Origin of the sequence: uncultured Shewanella sp. (assembly GCF_947491715.1) — a bacterium.
In the GTDB taxonomy this organism is placed as follows: domain Bacteria; phylum Pseudomonadota; class Gammaproteobacteria; order Enterobacterales; family Shewanellaceae; genus Shewanella.
Genome location: NZ_CANLKR010000012.1, coordinates 84,975 through 106,575, shown reverse-complemented (window position 1 = coordinate 106,575; position 21,601 = coordinate 84,975). Strand labels below are relative to the sequence as shown.

The 21,601-nt window shown below is 41.1% G+C and carries 19 protein-coding genes; 15 read left to right on the top strand and 4 right to left on the bottom strand.

The features are described from left to right. Positions 1-4 precede the first annotated feature (4 nt). Positions 5-1,000, bottom strand: a complete 996-nt coding sequence (gene cmoB / locus Q0779_RS10645; RefSeq protein ID WP_298772454.1) for a tRNA 5-methoxyuridine(34)/uridine 5-oxyacetic acid(34) synthase CmoB — start codon at positions 998-1,000, stop codon at positions 5-7. 91 nt (positions 1,001-1,091) lie between these two features. After that, positions 1,092-1,823, bottom strand: a complete 732-nt coding sequence (gene cmoA, locus Q0779_RS10640; protein ID WP_298772416.1) for a carboxy-S-adenosyl-L-methionine synthase CmoA — start codon at positions 1,821-1,823, stop codon at positions 1,092-1,094. Between the two features lie 149 nt (positions 1,824-1,972). Here cmoA and Q0779_RS10635 point away from each other — a divergent pair, with 149 nt between their 5' ends. The 8 genes from Q0779_RS10635 (at position 1,973) to Q0779_RS10600 (ending at position 11,477) form a co-directional block, all read left to right on the top strand. Continuing rightward, positions 1,973-4,252: a transporter substrate-binding domain-containing protein gene (locus tag Q0779_RS10635; RefSeq protein WP_298772415.1), complete on the top strand. Its 2,280-nt coding sequence runs from the start codon at positions 1,973-1,975 to the stop codon at positions 4,250-4,252. A gap of 202 nt (positions 4,253-4,454) precedes the next feature. Beyond that, on the top strand, positions 4,455-6,236 hold the full coding sequence (gene aspS / locus Q0779_RS10630) for an aspartate--tRNA ligase (protein WP_298772413.1): 1,782 nt from the start codon (positions 4,455-4,457) through the stop codon (positions 6,234-6,236). A gap of 105 nt (positions 6,237-6,341) precedes the next feature. Next, positions 6,342-7,088 carry a YebC/PmpR family DNA-binding transcriptional regulator gene (locus tag Q0779_RS10625; protein ID WP_298772411.1) on the top strand — a complete coding sequence of 249 codons (747 nt, stop codon included), beginning with the start codon at positions 6,342-6,344 and terminating at the stop codon, positions 7,086-7,088. Between the two features lie 270 nt (positions 7,089-7,358). Continuing rightward, entirely contained in the window at positions 7,359-7,880 is a 522-nt protein-coding gene (ruvC, locus tag Q0779_RS10620; RefSeq protein WP_298772409.1) for a crossover junction endodeoxyribonuclease RuvC, read from the top strand. Between the two features lie 89 nt (positions 7,881-7,969). Beyond that, positions 7,970-8,587 (top strand): Holliday junction branch migration protein RuvA, encoded by a 618-nt coding sequence (gene ruvA / locus Q0779_RS10615; RefSeq protein WP_298772407.1) that lies wholly within the window; start codon positions 7,970-7,972, stop codon positions 8,585-8,587. 36 nt (positions 8,588-8,623) lie between these two features. Continuing rightward, positions 8,624-9,628 (top strand): Holliday junction branch migration DNA helicase RuvB, encoded by a 1,005-nt coding sequence (gene ruvB, locus Q0779_RS10610; protein ID WP_298772405.1) that lies wholly within the window; start codon positions 8,624-8,626, stop codon positions 9,626-9,628. Between the two features lie 145 nt (positions 9,629-9,773). Beyond that, positions 9,774-9,980 carry a hypothetical protein gene (locus Q0779_RS10605; RefSeq protein ID WP_298772403.1) on the top strand — a complete coding sequence of 69 codons (207 nt, stop codon included), beginning with the start codon at positions 9,774-9,776 and terminating at the stop codon, positions 9,978-9,980. Between the two features lie 399 nt (positions 9,981-10,379). Continuing rightward, positions 10,380-11,477 carry an alpha/beta fold hydrolase gene (locus Q0779_RS10600; RefSeq protein ID WP_298772401.1) on the top strand — a complete coding sequence of 366 codons (1,098 nt, stop codon included), beginning with the start codon at positions 10,380-10,382 and terminating at the stop codon, positions 11,475-11,477. A gap of 532 nt (positions 11,478-12,009) precedes the next feature. Here the strand turns inward: Q0779_RS10600 and Q0779_RS10595 are convergent. After that, positions 12,010-12,588: an integron integrase gene (locus Q0779_RS10595; protein WP_298772452.1), complete on the bottom strand. Its 579-nt coding sequence runs from the start codon at positions 12,586-12,588 to the stop codon at positions 12,010-12,012. Then, positions 12,561-12,968 (bottom strand): phage integrase N-terminal SAM-like domain-containing protein, encoded by a 408-nt coding sequence (locus tag Q0779_RS10590; protein ID WP_298772399.1) that lies wholly within the window; start codon positions 12,966-12,968, stop codon positions 12,561-12,563. The genes Q0779_RS10595 and Q0779_RS10590 overlap by 28 nt, the downstream gene beginning before the upstream one ends. Positions 12,969-13,378: 410 nt before the next feature. Here Q0779_RS10590 and Q0779_RS10585 point away from each other — a divergent pair, with 410 nt between their 5' ends. The 7 genes from Q0779_RS10585 (at position 13,379) to Q0779_RS10555 (ending at position 21,584) form a co-directional block, all read left to right on the top strand. Then, entirely contained in the window at positions 13,379-13,990 is a 612-nt protein-coding gene (locus Q0779_RS10585) for a LysE family translocator (protein ID WP_298772397.1), read from the top strand. A 188-nt stretch (positions 13,991-14,178) separates the two neighbouring features. Continuing rightward, positions 14,179-14,553: a cupin domain-containing protein gene (locus tag Q0779_RS10580; RefSeq protein WP_298772395.1), complete on the top strand. Its 375-nt coding sequence runs from the start codon at positions 14,179-14,181 to the stop codon at positions 14,551-14,553. A 72-nt stretch (positions 14,554-14,625) separates the two neighbouring features. Continuing rightward, positions 14,626-15,456, top strand: a complete 831-nt coding sequence (locus Q0779_RS10575; RefSeq protein WP_298772393.1) for an EVE domain-containing protein — start codon at positions 14,626-14,628, stop codon at positions 15,454-15,456. Positions 15,457-15,523: 67 nt separating this feature from the next. Then, entirely contained in the window at positions 15,524-16,516 is a 993-nt protein-coding gene (locus Q0779_RS10570) for a transposase (RefSeq protein ID WP_298772392.1), read from the top strand. Positions 16,517-16,752: 236 nt separating this feature from the next. Beyond that, positions 16,753-17,589, top strand: coding sequence for a DUF4020 domain-containing protein (locus Q0779_RS10565; RefSeq protein ID WP_298772389.1), 837 nt, complete (start codon positions 16,753-16,755; stop codon positions 17,587-17,589). Between the two features lie 601 nt (positions 17,590-18,190). Further along, positions 18,191-18,997: a class I SAM-dependent methyltransferase gene (locus tag Q0779_RS10560; RefSeq protein WP_298772386.1), complete on the top strand. Its 807-nt coding sequence runs from the start codon at positions 18,191-18,193 to the stop codon at positions 18,995-18,997. A 331-nt stretch (positions 18,998-19,328) separates the two neighbouring features. After that, positions 19,329-21,584: a hypothetical protein gene (locus Q0779_RS10555; RefSeq protein ID WP_298772384.1), complete on the top strand. Its 2,256-nt coding sequence runs from the start codon at positions 19,329-19,331 to the stop codon at positions 21,582-21,584. Positions 21,585-21,601 lie beyond the last annotated feature (17 nt).

The window sequence follows — 21,601 nt, the reverse complement described above, 5'->3', positions numbered from 1 at the left end:
ACAATTACTCGATAAGATCTTTATTTGGCTGGTTTTTGGTTGCAATAATTGTCGCTCGTTTAGGTGCTGGATAACCTTCCACAGTCAGGTTAATATCATTGGGATCTAAATAATCAACAAGCGATTCATTCGGCATCCAGTCAGTGCTCCGTTGCTCTGCCAATGACGTTACATCGATATTAACGCATTTTATATCAATAAAGTCACTTTTTCTTAGCCATAACATTAATGCGGCAACAGAGGGGAGAAACCACACATTGTTCATTTTACCGTATCTATCTTCGGGAACCAGTACAGTATTTTCATCGCCATCAATGACTAAAGTCTCTAAGACCAATTCTCCACCTGTGCGTAATTGATCTCTAAGTTGTATTAGGTGATCAATAGGTGAACGTCTGTGGTAAAGCACGCCCATGGAGAAAACGGTATCGAATGCATCCAATGGTGGGAGCGACTCTATGCCCAAGGGGAGCAAATGAATTGGTTGATGTTGACCTGCAAGGCGTTTAATGGCCTCGAATTGACATAAAAACAATGTTGAAGGATCAATTCCTACAACATGTTTAGCGCCTTCGCCTAACATTCTCCACATATGATAACCACTGCCGCAACCGACATCGAGAACGGTACGATTGGCTAAGGGAGATATATGGGCTTGTAGTCGTTCCCATTTCCAATCCGAACGCCATTCAGTATCAATGTCTATGCCATGTATGGAATAGGGGCCTTTTCGCCAAGGTTTAAAAATGCTTAATAAGTTTTTGAGTTTCTCTTGCTCGCCAGATGAAAGCTGATTGCCTGAGCCTATGGTAACACTACTTTTAAAATCAATCAGATCAGGAGCGGGATAGTGTAATTTATTGAGGACTTTTTCCCATTTGGGTAAAGTGCCATGTTTATGTTCCCGTTGCCATTGCCCTAAAATAGTCGGCAGCGTTTCTAACCAATGTTGTAAATTGGAGTCGGCAATTTGTTTGTAAAATGAGCTAAAGCTAATCACTAATTTTGGCCACCATGGTTGCATCATGTTTGTAGTATCACATGAAAGGGTCATTATTCGGTGTTGATTTGTTATCGATTTAACACGGCATTTATTTTATTGCGATCATAGAAGCAAAATTAAAACATTGGAACCAGATATTGAAATGTTCAAACCCTTGTGATTTTAAGCGTTGTTCATGTTCTTGTAGTGTATCGGGCTTCATTACATTTTCAAGAGAACTGCGTTTTTGACTGATTTCAAGTTCACTGTAGCCATTGGCACGTTTAAAATCGAGATGTAGCTCATCAAGCGTATTTTGGATTTCATCATGTGCAAAATATAATTTTTCAGACAAAATTAATATCCCCCCAGGATTAAGGCCATCATAAATCTTTTTGATTAATTGATCTCTATCATGTGGCGCAAGAAATTGCATGGTGAAATTCAAAATAACTAATGAAGCATTATTAATGTCAATGTCCCTAATGTCTCCACAAATTAAATCAACGGGGGTTTGACTGACATAGGAGGCGAGATTTTCTTGGCAACGTTCAATCATTGCTTGACTATTATCAACGGCAATAATGCGACAATGTTTATCTTGAATGCGTCGCCTCACACTTAAGGTGGCAGCGCCTAATGAGCAACCTAAGTCATAGACATGGCTGTTTGGGGTGACAAATTTATGGGCTAAATCCCCAATTGAATTAATAATTTGCCCATACCCTGGAACGGAACGACGGATCATGTCGTTAAATACGCCTACCACTTTACTATCAAATTGAAAATCGCTGACTTGGGTTAAGGGTGTGGCAAAAAGTGTATCTTGAGAAGAATTCATTTCGTTTACAGTGTGAAAATAGAGCCCATTATTGGCTGTATGATAGCAATTACTCGGCTGACTAGCACTGGAAATCTTTAGAAAAATTCGGTTTAATATCATTTTAGATACATCTTTGTCACATCAGTATATCAACATTAGGATCATCATTGAAAATTCTCGTTTATTTTATGTTCATTTTAGGCAGTTATAGTCTGGCCTCCTTTGTTATCGCTGATGAAGAGGGAAGGGATAAAGATCTGATTTTAGGTATGGATGGACAGGCTTACCCACTGCAATTTATCGATGAGATGGGGAAACCTGCGGGTTTATTAGTTGATCGTTGGCGCTTATGGGCTAAAGAAACACAAACGCAGATCCAGTTTACTGCACTTGAAAATAATGAAGTTAAACAATCACTCATGGATAAAAAAATCGATTTACATATTGGGGTTGTTAAATCAAATAAGCCTATTGATAGTCAATTTGCAGCACTAGCGGCGTTAACCAGTGTGAACCATTATTTGTACTTGCACCAAGCCTTATCGGTACCTAATGATATTAAGACATTATCGGCATTTACAATTGGTGTGGTAAGGGGAAGTTCAGCTGCAAGCGTTTTGGAAACGGATTTTACTTTTTTACGGTTACATTATTATGCGGACAGAAATGCGTTGCTGCTTGGCGCTGAAAAGAGTCAAGTTTATATCATTGCGGCAACGGAGGGGCTATTAGCTAGTCATCAAGCAGAGCGGCAAGTGACAAAGGGGTTACAAAGTTACCACCTCTTGCTGTTAAAGCAGTCACTGTTTCATCCTTGGGCGTTGTCAAGTCAGTTGCCGCTTATCGAAAAGGTGAGTCAACTTTATACGAACAATATGGCCACAGCATTATTGACGCAAAAATGGTTAGGTAAAGGGCAAGGTCAGGCTCATTTGACTTTAGGGCTTCCATTGGCGTTTGCGCCTTATGCCAGTATTGGTATTGATGGACTTGCTCATGGATTATTGGTTGATATTTGGCACGCTTGGTCACAACAGTCGGGTGTGAAAGTGGATTTTGTGTTTGATGAACATCAAGCCAATGTTAAGGCGTTGAACGCTGGGCGGCTAGATGGAATATTAGCTTACTTCAATAATGGTATGAGTCAGCCCACTTTTAATAAGCAACAAAGTGTTTATCAGATGAAAATGCGTTTATTTAGTCAGTTTCCAATGACCGATTTATCGCTTTTAGCGGGTCAGTCTGTGGCGATGAGTCGTGATTTTGAGTCGGTTAATGTGACTCATAAAGGTTTGTCTGATGTGAATATTGTTTACATGGATGATATGAAGGCTATGATTAAAGCCACTGAAAATAATGATGTTATTGGTTTTATCGCCCCGAGTGCTTTAACACAGCATTATCTGCTATTAGCGCAAAAATGGGACAGGTTTTATCAGGACCCATCATTGACGTTTAATGTTGGTATTGGGTTGATAACAGCTGCTAAGGGAATAAATGCTAAGGACAATCATTTATTGCAATTACCTCTGCTTTCAGCAGAAAAGCTAGCCGATATCGAGCGACGTTGGATTGTAGATAAACAGGATTATACACTGAATTCAACGTCTCAAAGGGGGTTAATTAATGCAAGTGAAAAGGCTTATTTGACACAGCTAAAGCGATTAAAAATCGGTTACTTGGCCAATTGGAAGCCCATGGAGTTTACCAATAATCAGGGTGAGTTTTCTGGGATTAATAGTGATGTGTTCGCTCGAATTTCGACAGATCTTGGTTTAACCATTGAGCCAGTTGCTTTTGAGCATTGGAATGAATTACTCACGGCGCTATATCAAGGCGAAGTGGATATGGCGGGCAGTGTGGCCAATATTCCTGAGCGTCAACATCAACTGCTTTTTAGTCAATCTTATTGGCCATCTTCATGGGGCGTGTTGACGCACTTAGATGCCGTTAATTTTTTTCATCTTGAAGATTTATCAGGGCTAAGAGTCGCTGTTGTTGAAGGTTATCATTTAGTGCCCACATTTATCAGAGAACATCCGACTTTGCAGCTGGTTCTTGTGTCTGATATTGATGCGGGGATCGATGCGATGACAAAGGGGAATGCCGATGTGTTTATTGATAAGTTGGTTAATCTTGGGATCAGGCTTAAACAACGTCGAAGCCATACATTAAAATTGGCGCTTTTAGTGGATTTATCCCAGCAACGTAGCCATATTGGTATTCACCCAAAGCATGCATTATTACCGCCACTCATCAATAAAGTGCTTTCAAGTATGGATGCCTCAGTTCAAAGGAAAATCCAAGATAAATGGGTGAAATCCTCCTTGCCTGTCAAAGGCGTCCATCAAAAAACCTGGCTTGATTTGATTGTGGTTATGTCACTTGTTTTGGTCAGTTTATTGGTATTAATTTGGTTAGTTCGCTATGGAAAAAATCAAACGTAAAGGTGGCGCTATGTTTGAAAGTGTGCGCTGTTTTTAACGTGCTCTTTTATTTGGGCAGAATAAATGTGAAAAAGTTGGTTGATAGTTCACCGACTGAGAGATGAATGGTTTCGAAGTGGGCGATATTTTATTATAATGCCGCTTTTGTCTTATTTTGAATATTCCTCAAGCACTAGTTTGCGGATTTAAAGGAAGGAATGAAATGCGCAGTCAATATTGTGGGGACGTCAATGCGTCTCACGTTGGACAGGAAGTAACGTTAGTCGGTTGGGTCAATCGAAGCCGCGATCTCGGTGGTGTGGTATTTTTAGATTTGCGAGATAGAGAAGGTATAGTGCAGGTTGTCTACGATCCTGATTTGCCTGAGGTCTTTGATGTCGCCAGCTCACTGCGCAGTGAGTTTTGTGTACAAGTGACTGGTCTGGTACGTGCTCGTCCTGATAGCCAAGTGAATAAAGACATGCGTACCGGCGAGATTGAAGTACTCGGCAAAGGGCTCACCATACTCAATAGTGCACCTGCCTTGCCCATCAATATGGATAAAAATCAGCACAACACCGAAGAGCAACGTCTTAAGTACCGTTATTTAGACCTTCGCCGCCCCGAAATGGCTGAACGGATCATCTTTCGCTCTAAAGTCACCAGTAGCGTCCGTCGCTTTTTAGACGGTAATGGCTTCTTAGACATCGAAACCCCTATTTTAACCAAGGCGACGCCTGAAGGGGCACGTGATTATCTCGTGCCAAGTAGAACCTATAAAGGGCAATTTTTCGCGCTACCACAATCACCTCAATTGTTTAAGCAATTATTGATGATGTCGGGTTTTGATCGTTATTATCAAATTGTAAAGTGTTTCCGTGATGAAGATTTACGTGCCGATCGTCAACCTGAATTTACGCAAATCGATATTGAAACCTCGTTCATGAGCTCAACGCAAGTGATGGCACAAACGGAGGCCATGACACGCGGACTCTTTAAAGAGCTGTTAAATGTCGATTTAGGTGAATTCCCTAAAATGACCTTTGAAGAGGCCATGCGCCGTTTTGGTTCAGATAAGCCTGATTTGCGTAACCCGCTTGAACTTGTTGATGTGGCAGATTTGGTTAAAGAGGTTGAATTTGCCGTCTTTAAAGGCCCTGCTAACGATGTTGATGGTCGAGTGGCGGTGCTGCGTATTCCAGGTGGCGCGAAGTTATCACGTAAGCAGTTAGATGACTATGCTAAATACGTCACCATCTATGGGGCGAAAGGCCTTGCATGGATGAAGGTGAATGATTTGAATAAAGGCATGGAAGGTATTCAATCGCCAGTGCTTAAATTCTTAACAGAAGATGTGGTCAATGGCATATTGGATCGCACCGATGCGCAAACCGGCGATATTATTTTATTTGGTGCCGATAAAGCCAATGTGGTGGCAGAAGCCATGGGCGCATTACGCTTGAAAGCGGGCGAGGATTTTGAGTTACTTGAAGGGGACTGGCGTCCACTTTGGGTGGTTGATTTCCCGATGTTTGAACGCACTTCTGATGGCGGTTTACATGCCATGCATCATCCTTTTACGGCGCCGAGCAATATGACGCCAGAAGAATTGGAAGCTAATCCAACGGCGGCTATTTCTGATGCTTATGATATGGTATTAAATGGGTGTGAGCTAGGTGGCGGTTCTGTGCGTATTCATAATGCAGATATGCAAGCGGCTGTTTTCCGTATTTTGGGTATTGAAGAGCAAGAGGCTAATGAAAAGTTTGGTTTCTTATTGGAAGCATTGCGTTACGGTACGCCTCCTCATGCGGGTCTGGCTTTTGGACTTGACCGCATTGTCATGTTGATGACAGGTGCCAGCTCTATTCGTGATGTGATGGCTTTTCCAAAAACCACGACGGCGGCCTGTCCGTTAACCAATGCACCCGGTGAAGCGAATCCGACTCAGTTGGTTGAATTAGGTATTGGGGTGTTAGAAGCGCCAAAAGATGAGGCTGAATAAAGTCTCACTGTTTTAAGCAGTATTGAGATTAAGGATAGACAGCACAAGGAAGTGAATGAATAGGTTCATTTCCTTTTTGATTTTAACCTCTTTGGGGAGTTATCAATGGCAGGTCACAGTAAATGGGCAAATATCAAACACCGTAAAGCGGCCCAAGATGCGAAACGCGGAAAATTATTCACAAAATTCATTCGAGAGTTAACGGTTTCAGCCCGTGAAGGGGGATCGGATCCGGATTCGAATCCTCGCTTACGTGCGGCTATCGATAAAGCCCTGTCTAATAATATGACCCGTGATACTGTGGAGCGTGCAGTGAAACGTGGTGCGGGTGAACTTGACGGGCAAGTGCTTGAAACGATTATGTATGAAGGTTATGGTCCGGGCGGTACTGCGGTGATGGTGGAAACCATGACGGATAATCGTAATCGTACGGTATCGGGCGTGCGCAATGCGTTTAGTAAGTCGGGCGGTAATTTAGGGACAGATGGCTCAGTCTCTTATTTGTTTGATAAGAAAGGCATCATTTCTTACGGCGAAGGCGCAGATGAAGATGCGTTGATGGATGCGGCATTAGAAGCAGGCGCAGAAGATGTGGTCACTCATGAAGACAGTTCCATTGATGTGTTTACCACACCAGAAGAGTTTGGCAGTGTCAAAGACGGGCTGGACGCGGCAGGCTTTGAAGCGCTCAATGCTGAAGTGACGATGATCCCTTCAACGAAAGCGGATTTGGATGCAGATACGGCCCCTAAATTTATGCGTCTTATTGATAATCTAGAAGATCATGATGATGTTCAAGAAGTGTACCATAACGCTGACATTTCCGATGAAATCATGGAAAATCTCGAATAATGGTGAATAAAATGAGGCACCAAAGCGTTAACGCTTGTCTTATGTAGACTGAATTTTTTCGGGCTCGCCTAAGCTGATATTGGGTTATGAGGTTATCTGGTTGCCTTGTTATTATGCTGTCTTCATTACCCATATAGTGCAGTGGCGGCTTCATTTTATTCAAGTTGAATTTTAAGCTGATATTGGATTATCAGGTGCCTTGTTGTTATGCCGTCCATATAGTGTAGTGGCGAGTGGCGGCTTCATTTTTTTCCATCAATATAGGATATTATGGCGATTATTTTAGGTGTGGATCCCGGTTCTAGGATCACAGGCTATGGCGTGATCCAATGTCAAGGTCGGCACCAGCAATACCTAGGTAGCGGCTGTATTCGTACATCAAGTGATGAACTGCCGCTAAGGTTGAAACAAATCTTTAATGGCTTATCAGAGATCATTCGTCAATATCAACCTACAGAATTTGCCATCGAGCGGGTGTTTATGGCAAAAAATGCCGATTCAGCACTTAAACTTGGCCAAGCTCGAGGCGCCGCTATCGTGGCGGCAACGGTGGCAGACTTGCCCGTTGCGGAGTACAGTGCGACGCAAATAAAAAGTGCCGTGGTGGGGTCGGGCCGTGCACAAAAAACACAAGTGCAGCATATGATCCAGCAATTGTTTAATTTGCCTGCTGCGCCTCAAGCGGATGCGGCGGATGCATTAGGGGTGGCTGTGTGCCACTTCCATACGAGTCAAAGCTTAGTGGCACTGGCAGGAAAAGCGGCTCGTCGGACTTATGGCCGATATAAATAGACTGGTTACCATTAACAATCGACAATGGGATAAAAAATGGCCATGGTTAATCAGAAATTAAAAAGCAGCATAATAAATGAGAGCGTCATATGATAGGTCGATTACGGGGCAGCTTGCTTGAAAAGCAGGCGCCAGAAGTGCTATTAGAAGTGAGTGGTGTGGGCTATGAGTTGCAATTGCCTCTCAGTTGCTTTTGTGAATTACCGGAAGTTGGTACAGAGGTGATACTTTATACCCATTTTGTGGTGCGTGAAGATGCGCAATTACTTTATGGCTTTATTACTAAGCAAGAGCGCGCCTTGTTTAGATTGTTAATTAAAACCAATGGCGTTGGGCCAAAATTAGCGTTAACCATTTTGTCTGGCATGAGCGCGAGCGAGTTTGTGACCTGTGTTGAACGCGATGATGTGGTGACCTTAGTGAAACTGCCTGGCGTTGGTAAAAAAACGGCAGAGCGTTTATTGGTTGAAATGCGTGATAAGCTTAAAGCATTATTAGAAGCCTCTGTTGGCTCTGAAAGAGAATTCGTGTTGCAGACCAATTATGCGCCAGAGCCCGTGGCAAATAGTGCCGAAGAAGATGCGATCAGTGCATTATTATCTTTAGGCTATAAGCCTGCTCAAGCGACGAAAGCCGTTGCGGCAGTTTATGTTGATGGTATGGACTCAGGTGCGTTAATCAAATCGGCTCTAAAGGCGATGTTATAGGCTCCCTTGTGTTATGTATTGTTTAAAGGATAAGTGATGATAGAGGCAGATAGGCTTATTCAGCCGCAAGCCATCATACAAGATGAAGTGGTCGATCGGGCGATGCGCCCTAAATTACTCGATGAATACACAGGTCAAGATGATACCCGCGCCCAGTTAAAGATTTTCATTGAAGCGGCAAAAAAACGGGAAGAAGCCTTAGATCATATTCTGATCTATGGTCCGCCGGGATTGGGGAAAACGACGCTTGCCATGATTGTGGCAGGGGAGATGGGCGTCAACATTAAATCGACCTCAGGCCCTGTACTTGAAAAAGCAGGCGATTTGGCTGCATTGCTCACCAACCTTGAGCCTCATGATGTGTTGTTTATTGATGAAATTCATCGTTTAAGCCCCGTTGTGGAAGAGATTTTATACCCGGCGATGGAAGATTATCAGCTGGATATTATGATAGGTGAGGGACCTGCGGCGCGTTCGATAAAATTAGACTTACCGCCGTTCACGTTAATTGGTGCTACCACACGTGCAGGCGCGTTAACCTCGCCTCTTCGTGCTCGCTTTGGTATTCCCTTGCGGCTTGAGTTTTATAATGTCAAAGATTTGAGCGCCATTGTGACCCGCTCGGCCAATGTGATGGGGCTGGAAATTGATGCGCTGGGGGCTGGTGAAATCGCTAGGCGCTCTCGTGGCACTCCGCGTATTGCCAACCGGTTGTTACGCCGCGTGCGAGATTTTGCTGAAGTGAAGCATGATGGCGCCATCACCCAATTGATTGCTCAGCAAGCGCTGGATGTACTGGATGTGGATAATGAAGGTTTCGATTACATGGACAGGAAACTGTTATTTGCCATTATCGATAAATTCATGGGCGGGCCTGTTGGGCTGGATAATCTCGCTGCCGCCATTGGTGAGGAGCGCGAAACCATTGAAGATGTGTTGGAGCCGTTTTTGATCCAACAAGGTTTTATTCAGCGGACCCCTAGAGGCCGTATCGCCACCCAAAGAGCCTATCAGCATTTTGATTTGGCCAAGCCAGAGTAGGTTAGCGTAATCATTGTTGTAAATGGTTGCAAAATGAGAAGGTCAGCATTCGCTGGCCTTTTTTGATTGTAATAGGTTTACTGGATTTTTGTATCGTAAATATTATTGCGTTATTTTTGATCTATTTATTACAGTAGGAGAAAGGATGAAACTGTATCAGTTGGTGAGTCAATTTAGGCAAGCAGTGCAACGCTTATCAGCAGAGGATGCTTTAGAATTCGAAGGGAGTGAAGCATTAACTGATTTTCCTATAGGCTCTTGCGGTGTTGTATCTAATCTACTTGCATATTACTTATCTCAGCTTGATTTTGATGCGAAGGTGGTTTCGGTATCGATAGAAGGGGATTTATGAATGCCGTGATAGCAGGGATGCTATGAAACGGCCCTATCTCTTGCTCAAAGAGGCCATTATTATGGTCTTCGCCCTCCAGTATTCACCATAAAGCCCGACGAAATTACCTGCAATTAAGTACGAGCTTCATGCTTATTCAAAAAATCATTAGCGCTTCCGATGGGACGTCCTGTCCCGCGAAAGCTAACCGTATCTCCCTATACGTTTCACATGATTTGTTGAATGCATTTCAGCAATTTCGATGGGGAGCCTTAAAAGCAAAAGCATTACAGCCAGTGGGTTAAATTTAATCATTTACAATAGTTTCAATTATGTAACAATCAAGTTGTGCATGGATTATCGCAGCGGCTCAATTTAGCGTTATGTTTCGATTCAATTGTCAGAAATAGGATAATAGCGATGGACAGAATTAAAACGTTACTTTTTATCTTTATCCCTATCATTGTAATCGGTTGCCAGAATCGAAATGAAAGCCCAAATAACATCGTAGCAAAGGCGAGTTCAGAAGCAGACTACGCCATTATGGAAGTCTTTTTTGCTACTGATAGAAAGCAAGATGATATGTCTAATATGAAATCATACTTTGGCGCTGAAAGAGGTGTTATTTCATACGGGAAAACGAAAGTCAGTATTCCTAGGGATCACAGAATGGGTGAGTTGGAATCGCCATCAATTTGGAGGTTTGAATTTAGTGAAGATGCCAAAGATCATATCGTTCTTCTTGCTATTGAGCCCTTAAAAAAAGAAATCTATTTTGACTTACTGACTAAAGAGATAGGCAGTTCATCGACGAATAACGCATTCATATTTGTGCACGGTTACAATGTCACTTTTGAGGATGCAGCGCGCCGAACGGCTCAAATGTCTTATGATCTTGGCTTTGATGGTGCGCCAATATTCTATAGTTGGCCATCACATGGAAGCATTCCAAAGTATACATTTGATGAAGCCAACATTCAGTGGGCTGAGAATAATATCAAGAATTTCTTAGCTGATGTTCTGACTCAAACAAGTGCAGAAAACATCTATTTAATTGCACACAGTATGGGCAATAGAGCTCTAACGCGTGCTTATATTAATGTGGTTAAAGAAAACCCGTCAGTGAGATCTCGTATTAGAGAAGTCATCCTAGCGGCACCCGATATCGATGCTGAAGTATTTAAAAGAGAAATAGCTCCTGCTTTAGTTGAGGCAAAGCGTCCTATAACCTTGTACGCCTCATCAAAGGATGTGCCTTTAAACGCCTCTAAACTGATCCATGGTGGCTATCCTAGAGCGGGTGACACTGGAGAAAATATAATCGTGTTTGATGGCATAGAGACTATTGATGCCACGAGTGTTGAAACTGGTTTCTTGGGGCATTCATACTATGCGGATGAGCGATCTTTGATTGCAGATATGTTTTATATAATCCACAACAATTTACGAGCAAAGGAGAGAGCGGGGTTGTTGGAGCAAGTGAGTGATGATGGGGTTTATTGGATATTTAGACAGTAGAATAATCATAACGCCCAACGGAGTTTATTTATTATCACCTGCGGTGAGGCTAAAGTCGTGAATTTCCATCCACACTGGATCAAAAGGGGATCAACAGCAATCCCCTCTTGGATCACCTGTGCCGCCTCTAGCGGAGCAAAGCGCTTTATAATTCAAAGGACAAGAATAGTTATCGCCTCATATTCGTCGTCTGATGTTTAGGACTAACAAATGTCGTGGTGACAGGGCCGTCAAGGAACGACCTTGACTCAACTAAGGCTATTGCGGCACTGATGTGAAGGGATCCACAAATGCAGTGATAACATGGACGTTAAGGAACTGCCGTCCCTCGCTCACGCAATGACTGATAAAATATCTTCGGCAACTTCGATGGGGATTTAAATCAAAAGAAAAATCAGGAGGGTTGCTTTGAATTGGCTTTTTAGTTTCTATTGGGATTTTTGTCGAATAACGAGCGCCTTTGAATGAAGGTTAAGTGATCTTGTTGATTAACGAATAAACCAAGTAAGGTCAATATGAACGATGAAGATATTTATTGATGATCAAGAGGGCTTATCACACCGCTATAATGTCCACCAATGACATGGGTGTATATTTGTGTTGTCTTAACATCAGTGTGACCTAACATTTCTTGAATTGTACGGATATCATAGCCTTTGCGTAATAAACATGTCGCGAACGAATGACGGAAAGTATGTGCTGTGACACGTTTATTGATCTGAGCTCGTTTTGTTGCTTGTCTTAATTCACGTGAAAATGCGGTGGGATGTATGTGATGACGACAAATATAATGATCACTAGGGTGTACACAGCGGCGACTCGCAGGAAAAAGGTATTGCCAATGAAACTGTGCGGCACTATTTTGATATTTGCGCATAAGTGAAATGGGTAATGATGCTAGCCCAAATCCTGCTGCTAGATCATGATCATGAATTGCTTTAACGTGTGTAATTTGGACGTTTAATTGAGATATTATTGTTTGAGGTAACATGCAGACACGGTCTTTTTGACCTTTTCCTTGATACACAAAAATCGACTTTTCTCCGAAATCAATGTCTTTTATTCGGATCCGTAGTGCTTCTTTTAATCGTAGTCCTGAGCCGAAAAGAATCGCCCAATCAGGTGATGATAACCGGGTAATTGATCGATTATCAACTTAGCTTCTTCACTTGATAATACTTGTGGTAATTTTTTTGGCGCTTTTGCATAAGGAAAGATTAAGTGTTCAGTATCTATTTTTAATACATATCGACATGCAAATACAATGGCGCATAAGGCTTGCTTTTGCGTATTTGCGGAAACCTGACGTTGCTTAGCTAAATAACAAAGAAACCGCTCTATTAATGCGCTGGTAATTTCTGAGCCATGGCGGATCGTTGAATAACGAATAAAATATCGATTCCAATAGAGATAGGATTTTTCCGTTTGATAGCTATAATGACGTATTCTTATTTCCGTTCGTATCGCTTCTAAATACTGTAACTGGCCCATGTGATTACCAATATACAACTGTGTTTATATACAGTTATAGCTGGTTTTGAATATTGTGCAAGAAAAAAGATGCGCGACTCATTTACCATAAGGTCATTATCATAGGGATAGCAATATTCGATGCAGCGATAATATTGAGTATAAAGTAGAAAAGTTACACAATTAATTGATATAATTTAACTTTTAATTATATGTTAAAAAGTGATATGCAGACCTCGTAAACACTGCTGCATGTTTTTTTCTTGGTTTCTAGTTAGTAAATAGTTAACTTTTGATTGATAATGATTGTATAACAATGGGTTAGTAGTATACTCTAGCTTAAAAATAGTATGCAGTCTGGAAGATTATCCTGCTGCTGTTGAATAAGCTGTTATATGGCACTCCCAAAAAATCTATCCTAAGGAGTAAGAATGGATATTTATCTAGTGTATATAGGTGTAGCTATGGCTACCATTTCATTACCTGGGCCAGCAGTATTGCTGACTATAAATAACTCAATTCAAAAAGGGTTAGTGAAGGCCATTTCTGGAATTTTGGGAGTTGCTCTTGGGATTCTTTTAATCGCCCTTATTTCGGCTACTGGCTTAGGAGTATTGTTAGAACAGTCAGTAGTAGCATTTACAATTTTAAAGTTTGTTGGTGCAGCTTATTTGGTCTATCTAGGGTTGAAAATGTTGCGAGATAAATCTGAAATTAAAACATCAATGAACACCACAAATACTTCAACCTTAAAGTGTTTTTTTGAAGGTTTTATGGTTTCCACATCGAACCCAAAAGCAATAATATTCTTCATATCAATACTTCCTCAATTTATTGATAAAACTCAAGATTACAGCAGTCAATTATTTATACTAGCAGTTACGTTTAGTATTTTAGTAATAATTATTCATATGTTGTATGCCATATTTGCAGTTATAGCAAAATCAAAACTACTTCCTCATAATAATAAATCATTATTTAACAAAATCAGTGGTAGTATTTTCATTAGCTTTGGTATTGGTTTAGCAGCCTCAAGCCGATAAATAGCCATATAACAAGGCGCACCACTCGGACTGCGCTAGACGCGCAGCCGGTGTGCTTGGCGTTAAGTGGTAATTAGCGAATATAAATCCTGCATGAAAATTTAAAAAACGATAGTCAAGAACTTTGCATTGTTGTAAATTTATTCTGGTATGGAATGGAAAAGTACTGAGTAATAAGAGGGGGATGCATGGGAAAAGATACAGCCACATACTGGAATGTTCTTGCAAGTGAAAACAAAGATAAATGGAAACCCATTGATGGAACAAATGGTATGCTGGAAGAGCTTACTTTGGCAATGGATCTAAATACAGGGGATTACACACGATTAACAAGATTCAAAAAAGGAGCTGACACAAAAAGCTTTGGTGGTAAATCACATGAATACCCAGAAGAAATTTATATAGTGTCGGGTCGTTTGTATGATGAGGCCTTTGATGTTTGGCTGGAGGCGGGCCATTTTGCTAGTAGGCCTCCTGGAGAGATTCATGGGCCATTTGTGTGTGAAGAAGAATGTTTGGTATTAGAAGTTTCATATCCAAGCCAATCAAAAAAAACCACTTAACAAGCGTGTCCACGGGATCCCTCGCTACGCTCGGTCCCCGTGACACGTGCGTTATAACTCTGCGGAGAGATTGTGACCGACTGGATATTTAGAGGAAATAGAGAAGACTTTGATATAGATACGTATCTTAAAGACTTCGACTACATCTACTGGGCTGTTAAGCACCGAAAGCATCAAGCTGAAATGCTAGTTGGTGACAGAGTTTTCATATGGCGTTCTAAAGGTAAATCTAAAGATCCGTATGGGCTAGTTGCGTACGGAAAAATAACTGAAGCTCCCACAGATAAAAACAAAGTGCTTCACCCTGAATTCTTACTTGAGGAGTACTGGGAGAAAAGAGAGGTTTCTGAGATTAAGGTTGGAATAAGGATCGAGGAAACTCGGCTTGATATTAACAAGGGACTGGTCGAGTCGAGCCTGCTGCTCAGAGATAAAGAGCTGTCAAAGATGCAGCTCTTAACTGCAAGACAAGGTACAAACTTCAAGTTAACAATAAGCGAATTTAGCAAAATTTGGTCGTTGTGGCATGAAGAAACACTCGACCTTGAAGATGATGAGTATGAAACAGATGAAAGTAAAACGCGCCTTAGGACTCACAAAGTAAGGGAACGAGATAGCCTGTTGGTAAAAAAAGCAAAAGAGAGATTTGTTAAGGAAAATGGCTCTTTATTTTGTGAAGTGTGCGGCTATGACTTTCTGCCCAAGTATGGTTTTAGTTATGCAGAGGCACATCATAAAAAACCATTGAATAAAATAAAGGCTGGTGAAAAAACTAAGGAATCTGATCTTGCAATCATATGTGCAAACTGTCATCGAGCAGTTCATCGTATAGAGTCAGAAGACCCATGGTCTTATCTTTTGCGTATTCATGGCAAGTTATCGGATCAATTTAGACACCCATAGTTATTTGACTTATTAATGACCATAAACTAGGCTTTGATGAGTGAATAAGCTATCAATGGATGGATTTATGCCGACATCAAGGAAAGCGATAGTGAGCTTGGAAGACACTTCCTTTTATCATTGTGTATCTCGCTGTGTTAGGCGGGCTTACCTGTGTGGTGTTGATGATTACACAGGCCAATCTTATGAGCATCGACGTGAATGGGTTGAAGACCGAATCCTTGAGCTTGCAGACGTTTTTGCCATTGATATCTGTGCCTATGCGGTGATGTCAAATCATCTGCATTTAGTATTAAATGTGGATATTTATAAAGCAAACTCTTGGTCTGAACTTGAAGTTGCCGAGCGCTGGCATCAGTTATTCAATGGAACTGATATTACCCAAAAATTGACTAATGATGTGTCATTAGAGCCTCATGAAATGGTTTTATTATCAAAAACGATTGCAAAGTACCGAAGTCGCCTAAGTGATATAAGCTGGTTCATGAGAGCACTAAATGAACCTATTGCAAGAAAAGCGAATTTTGAGGACAAGTGTAGTGGACGGTTTTGGGAAGGACGGTTTAAAAGCCAAGCATTATTAGATGAGGCGGCGGTACTTTCTTGTATGGCCTATGTCGATTTAAATCCTATTCGCGCAAAAATTGCAGACACGCCAGAGCAGTCAGATTTTACCAGTATTCAAAGGCGCATAAAGGCTGCGTTTAAAGGTGAACAACCTGCAAATTTATTGGCGTTTGTAGGTAATGAAAGGCTTGATATGCCAAAAGGATTACACTTTCATTTGGGTGATTATTTGAAGTTAGTAGATGAAACGGGGCGACTAATTCTTCATAATAAGCGAAACGATAAGCGAGGTTCAATCAGTGAGTTAGCTATGCCTATTCTCAATAGATTGAATATTCCCCAAGAAAACTGGCTTAAATTGACGACAGAGTTTACTCGTTTATTTAAAGGCCCAGCAGGTAGCTTACAAGAACTGGATGCCTATTGTGCTCATTTAGAGCGAAAGCGGCGACAAGGCGCTGGGAATTGTCATCGTTGGCTTGATAGTGCTTAATGGCTTTTGATGAGTATTGAGTTCTAATCATGTGTCCTCCCATCTTTATATCGCTCTGAACACGCTTAAAATATTGCTCTGCGATTGACTCTTGTCTGAAACCCATATGGATCAGTTATTTTTATATCATTACTGACGATGATGATGTTAAATTCACCTTGATGTCACTGAGATAGCTCAAAGAGTCGCTTTGTAGCCCGTGGATTTTGGGCTGTGTCGTAAGAAATTAATTTTGGGTGTCTGAATTAGCATTACTCTGTCGGCAGATTAATTTTCTTTACAATGTAGATGCTGAATGGACGGTGGAGCATATATTACAATTACTTGAGTCAACATCTAAAAGAACTGAGCAAGCTTGGCATGGATTATTGGCTAGTAGTGGTATAAGCGCTACTTTGTTTGCCAGTGTTAGACCGTACTTTGAAAAAATGAGAGGAATGTTTGAAGAACTTTTGCCTGGGAAAGAAGCTAAGTTTATTGAGCACTATGTTGCAGTTGCATTTTGGTGTGTTGAAAATCCACATATAGATTGGTTACCCAAGTTATTATCAGATGGTATGTCAGGTGAGCATAAGGTCATTTTCGCTTGTCACTTGTCTCGTTTTTTCTCTAAGCAGAAATCTATTCGTCAGTCAGATATATGGATAAGTTGGTTTAAACCATATTGGCAGAACCGTATTAAGGGAAAACCAATGCTCTTTGATGCTAAGGAAGCTGGAGCTATGTTGAGTTTACTTAAGAATATTCCAGATCTTTTCGAGAAGATGGTTAGCCTGATAAAACTTATGCCTGTATCAGATCTTACTCATTCTAACCTCTTGTACAGTTTGAGTAAAAAGGATTGGGTTTCGAAGTATTCCAATTCGGTAGCGATTTTAATTATTTATTTATTAGAGAGTAAAGAAACTCATTCTGAACTATATGGTCTCGATATGCTTGTAGAAAAAATTAATAGTGATGATCTTGATGCAGATGTAACAAGATTTCTAGAGCAAAAGTTAATAGCATCTGGTAAACAACAACTATGTTTATTTAATCGGGTAAAGTTAGCAACTGAAAGTGAAACCAGTTAGTTTTAAATTTTTGGGGCTTGCCATAACCTCCCCACAATTATTTACTTCTAAACAATTGAAAGTAAAGTAGATGGTAAGTTAGAAAATATTGAGGTTGAGAGTTGTGATCCTTTGCTGGTGGCTAAGTTGTTAATAAAGTTTAAGGATTTAACCATGGATGGTTTGGTTAACGATTTTTTATTATTTGGGTTGCAGTTGAATCTTGAGGGCAGGGGAGGTATGCTCCATGGTCTGAATTGTTATCCCCTTCAACAATGGAGAATACCGATATGAACAAGTAACTAAAATGACACTATTATTTTTTATAAAAATTTAAGTGTATTTTATCGTTGCAGATATGTTCATAAGGATATTTTTCTCACTGCTATTGTTTCTATCCGTTCTATTATCGAAGTAGAGCCATGCTTAGCAGTTTCATCATATTTTAAAGTAAGCATTATCTGTGGTGTCTATTTTAACCCTATTTTGGCCCTATTTTAACTCTATTTTAATCAGGGCATGTATTAGGCATTGAGGGTTAAAACCGACTGTCATCATAAGTCGATCATTAATACGTTTGTTATTAAATACGCAGTGATGGTCGCTATTCTGGAAATGTATTATGACTGAAAATAATTTAGATAAAGATAAATATGTCGTTGAGCACAACGGTGTTGTTTGGGATGGTTATGCGCAAGCAAATGGGGCTTGGTCTAGGCCTGTATCACAAGAGATTATCGAGCAAGCGAAACAAGGGCATTGGAATGTTCATATCACCAAGAAAGCCTTAGATGATGATTGGTTACCAAAGGATATAAGAGGAAAGAAAATTCTTTGCCTTGCATCCGCCGGAGGTCAGCAAGCGCCTGTTCTCTCTGCTGCAGGTGCAGACGTTACCGTTTACGATATATCTAAAGGTCAGTTGGAAAAAGATGATTTCATCGCTCAACGGGATGGATTGACGCTTAAAACCATTCAAGGTGATATGCGCGATCTTTCCGTTTTTAGTGATAACACCTTTGATTTTATCCTTTCACCTATTTCAAATTTATACATTCCTGCTTTGGAGTCACTGTGGCGAGAGTGTTACCGTGTGTTGAAACAAAGTGGTGTATTGCTGACCAGTTTTTATAATCCGGTTCTTTTTATATTTGATAAAGATACGCCAACAATTGAACAAGGATTACTGAAGCCTAAATATGTGTTGCCTTATTCTGACGTTAGTAGCTTGGAAGAAAAGGACTATAAAGAGAAACGGTTAAATGGAGAAGCATTAGTTTTTGGTCATACATTGACACAGCAGATTGGTCAACAGATAGAGGCTGGATTTGTAGTATCAGGATTTTATGAGGATGATCACCCGAGTCCTCGTTTTCTTATTGAGGAATATATGCAAACCATGATAGCGGTAAGATCCGTTAAATTGTAAAAAGTGGGGTCAGAGTAAACTTTTAAGCAACCAGCAAGCACAACTATCTATAACGTATTGAAAATAAGCTGCTTAGGCCAAAGTGACCATTCTTGCTAGTGGTTAAGCTGTTAATAAAGCTTAAGCATTTAACAAGGCTTACTCGTTGACCCGATCAGCTTTTGATTGGCTTTTGCTTGGCTTTTTATTAACTAGAAGATTGGCTAGAAGGGGACTAGAAGGGGGAACATTTAACCATTTTAATGTCTGATGTCACGATTTGAGGCTAAAATTAAGGGATCAATGAATGTTGTGACAATGGACTTGTTCATTAAAGTAAAGGATTAATGTTATGAATACTCTCAATGTCAATTATCTCGTTTTAGTGCGCTCAGCACTCCTTATAACATTACTCTCAACGCTACTTACAACAAATGTGTTAGCAGACCGAGGGCCGATCCCTAATATAAACAGTGATTCTACATTTATTGTTTATTACGGCAATGATTTTTATACCAATACTCAAGCCAGTTCAGAGAATTGGGTTATTAACCAATCTCTCATTAATACGTTGTCGGACTTTGATGTGGTCGTGGTGCAACCAAACCAATGGACGTTTACCCCTGAAATTGTTCAGGCTTTAAAAGCGGGTGGCGTGGACAAGGTATTGGGTTACATCAGTATTGGTGAAGACTATGTTAATCAATCACTAGAATCGGCATTAGGTAACGGCACTGGCATGAGGGCATACGATCCATCCTCTCATCAACTTGTCACTGTACCGGCTACGACGCTACAAAGTTTTTATATGGATGTTGATACACAAACAGTCACTTATCACCCAAACGGTGATGTTGAAAGCGTGACAACGACTGCTCGATTAACCCCCGATGGTTTACCTGATTTAAATCCGCACTTTCATGGATTTATGGTGTATCCCGATGCGAATTGGCGCTGGGTTTTGGATAACATGAGGATAGGCTCTGCCAATGTCGCTGGCCGTCAATACAAGGCAGGCTTAGCGCAATTAGCGGGTGGTAGAGACGCCTCCAACCTTCGTGAACGCTCAACAAACTTCGGTTTTGATGGATTCTTTTTAGATACCATTGATACCGCGGGGCCTTACGATAATGCTGGCTGGTACCCTTGGACTGCTCAGGCCATGCAACAAACGGTTAAATTCATTAGCGATCAATATCCTAATAAACTCGTGATGGCCAATCGTGGCGCCTTTTATTTCTCACCTGGGCTCAAAAGCCCCGTTACGAATGAATATTCAATAGATTACAATATTCGTCCTTATATAAACGCATTTTTGTTTGAGAGCTTTCGCTATGACAGCGATCCCTCAACGGATGGAACAAATGGTGTGTCTGAGTACTATAACGAGAACCGTTTTAACAGTGCCCCCAAAGTCATTGCTGAATCGAATCGAGAAGACGGCTTCACTGTGTTTGGTTTAGATTATCAAAGTGGTCGCCAACACGTTGAATTAGACAGTTTTGAGATTGCTGTAAGAGAAATGGGCTTGGTTAACTATTTAGCACCGAATGGTGATTTAGCCACGTATAGTTTGGCAATGGCAGCGTTGTTACCAGACAGCCATAACGATAGCACACCACCCGCTTGGGATAATACGGGTCACCATTTATATAACACGCCAAATACCAACATGAGAGTCGGCGCGCAATCGGTAACAGAAGGGGCGACCTCAACAGATATGGTTATTACATGGGATATGGCTATCGATCAATCCTATCCCGTCCATTACGACATTTCGGTTGAAAACCTGTCAACAGGCAGTATTACTGTGCATGATGATGTTGCCTTTACCACTAATCCTGCATGGTTACATAATCCAATCGAGCATAGCGCCAACCAAGCCGTGATTTCCGGTTTGACCTTAGGTGATGATTTTCGTGTCAAAGTTTATACAGAAGATGCTAAAGGGAATCGAAATGAAGAGGATTTGGGCTTGACCTATTCACTTGCAACGCCCATGTCAAACCCTATCCTTAAATCCTTAATTACGTTAGATGGTTTATTAGGAGATTGGTCGACGATTGTAGCCTATCCGGTGGATCCTGACGATATCGTTGAAGTCAGCGCTGCGGATAACATCAGTGGTCAAGGCAATCAAGCCAATTGGAGAGGTATTCACGTTGCTCATACGACTGATACCAATGAATTATTGATGGCCTATACCAATGAAACTAACATTTACATCAGCTGGGGTTTTCAAGTCTTTATCGATAGTGACGATGATGCCACCACTGGATTTAAAGGCAGCTTTGGGGGGATTACTGCCTTTCCCATTGGCGCTGATTACTTAATCGAAGGGGTGAATGTTTACCAATATTCAGGTTCTGGAAATGATTGGCAATGGATTGTCTCACCCAATAGTGGCGGTTATGAAATGGGCCGGATTTGGAGCGGCCAGACGGGGGAGGTGTTTTTACCATTGCATTGGATTAACAGCCCAACTCATGCGATGAATTTTATTGTGTTTGGCAATAACGATTTTTATGTGGATGGTGTAACGCCCATTGAATTTGACTGGTATCCAGATAACGCGACATCGGGTGGTTATTTTCGGTATCAGTTTTGATTAGGGGGGCTTTGTTG

Bases quoted from the DNA above. Each gene is read 5' to 3' on its own strand.
- Q0779_RS10585 (WP_298772397.1), top strand. From the start codon at position 13,379: ATGGATATTTATCTAGTGTATATAGGTGTAGCTATGGCTACCATTTCA.
- Q0779_RS10625 (WP_298772411.1), top strand. From the start codon at position 6,342: ATGGCAGGTCACAGTAAATGGGCAAATATCAAACACCGTAAAGCGGCC.
- ruvB (WP_298772405.1), top strand. From the start codon at position 8,624: ATGATAGAGGCAGATAGGCTTATTCAGCCGCAAGCCATCATACAAGAT.
- Q0779_RS10590 (WP_298772399.1), bottom strand. From the start codon at position 12,968: ATGGGCCAGTTACAGTATTTAGAAGCGATACGAACGGAAATAAGAATA.
- Q0779_RS10555 (WP_298772384.1), top strand. From the start codon at position 19,329: ATGAATACTCTCAATGTCAATTATCTCGTTTTAGTGCGCTCAGCACTC.
- ruvC (WP_298772409.1), top strand. From the start codon at position 7,359: ATGGCGATTATTTTAGGTGTGGATCCCGGTTCTAGGATCACAGGCTAT.
- Q0779_RS10605 (WP_298772403.1), top strand. From the start codon at position 9,774: ATGAAACTGTATCAGTTGGTGAGTCAATTTAGGCAAGCAGTGCAACGC.
- ruvA (WP_298772407.1), top strand. From the start codon at position 7,970: ATGATAGGTCGATTACGGGGCAGCTTGCTTGAAAAGCAGGCGCCAGAA.
- Q0779_RS10570 (WP_298772392.1), top strand. From the start codon at position 15,524: ATGCCGACATCAAGGAAAGCGATAGTGAGCTTGGAAGACACTTCCTTT.
- Q0779_RS10560 (WP_298772386.1), top strand. From the start codon at position 18,191: ATGACTGAAAATAATTTAGATAAAGATAAATATGTCGTTGAGCACAAC.
- Q0779_RS10580 (WP_298772395.1), top strand. From the start codon at position 14,179: ATGGGAAAAGATACAGCCACATACTGGAATGTTCTTGCAAGTGAAAAC.
- Q0779_RS10600 (WP_298772401.1), top strand. From the start codon at position 10,380: ATGGACAGAATTAAAACGTTACTTTTTATCTTTATCCCTATCATTGTA.
- aspS (WP_298772413.1), top strand. From the start codon at position 4,455: ATGCGCAGTCAATATTGTGGGGACGTCAATGCGTCTCACGTTGGACAG.
- cmoA (WP_298772416.1), bottom strand. From the start codon at position 1,823: ATGAATTCTTCTCAAGATACACTTTTTGCCACACCCTTAACCCAAGTC.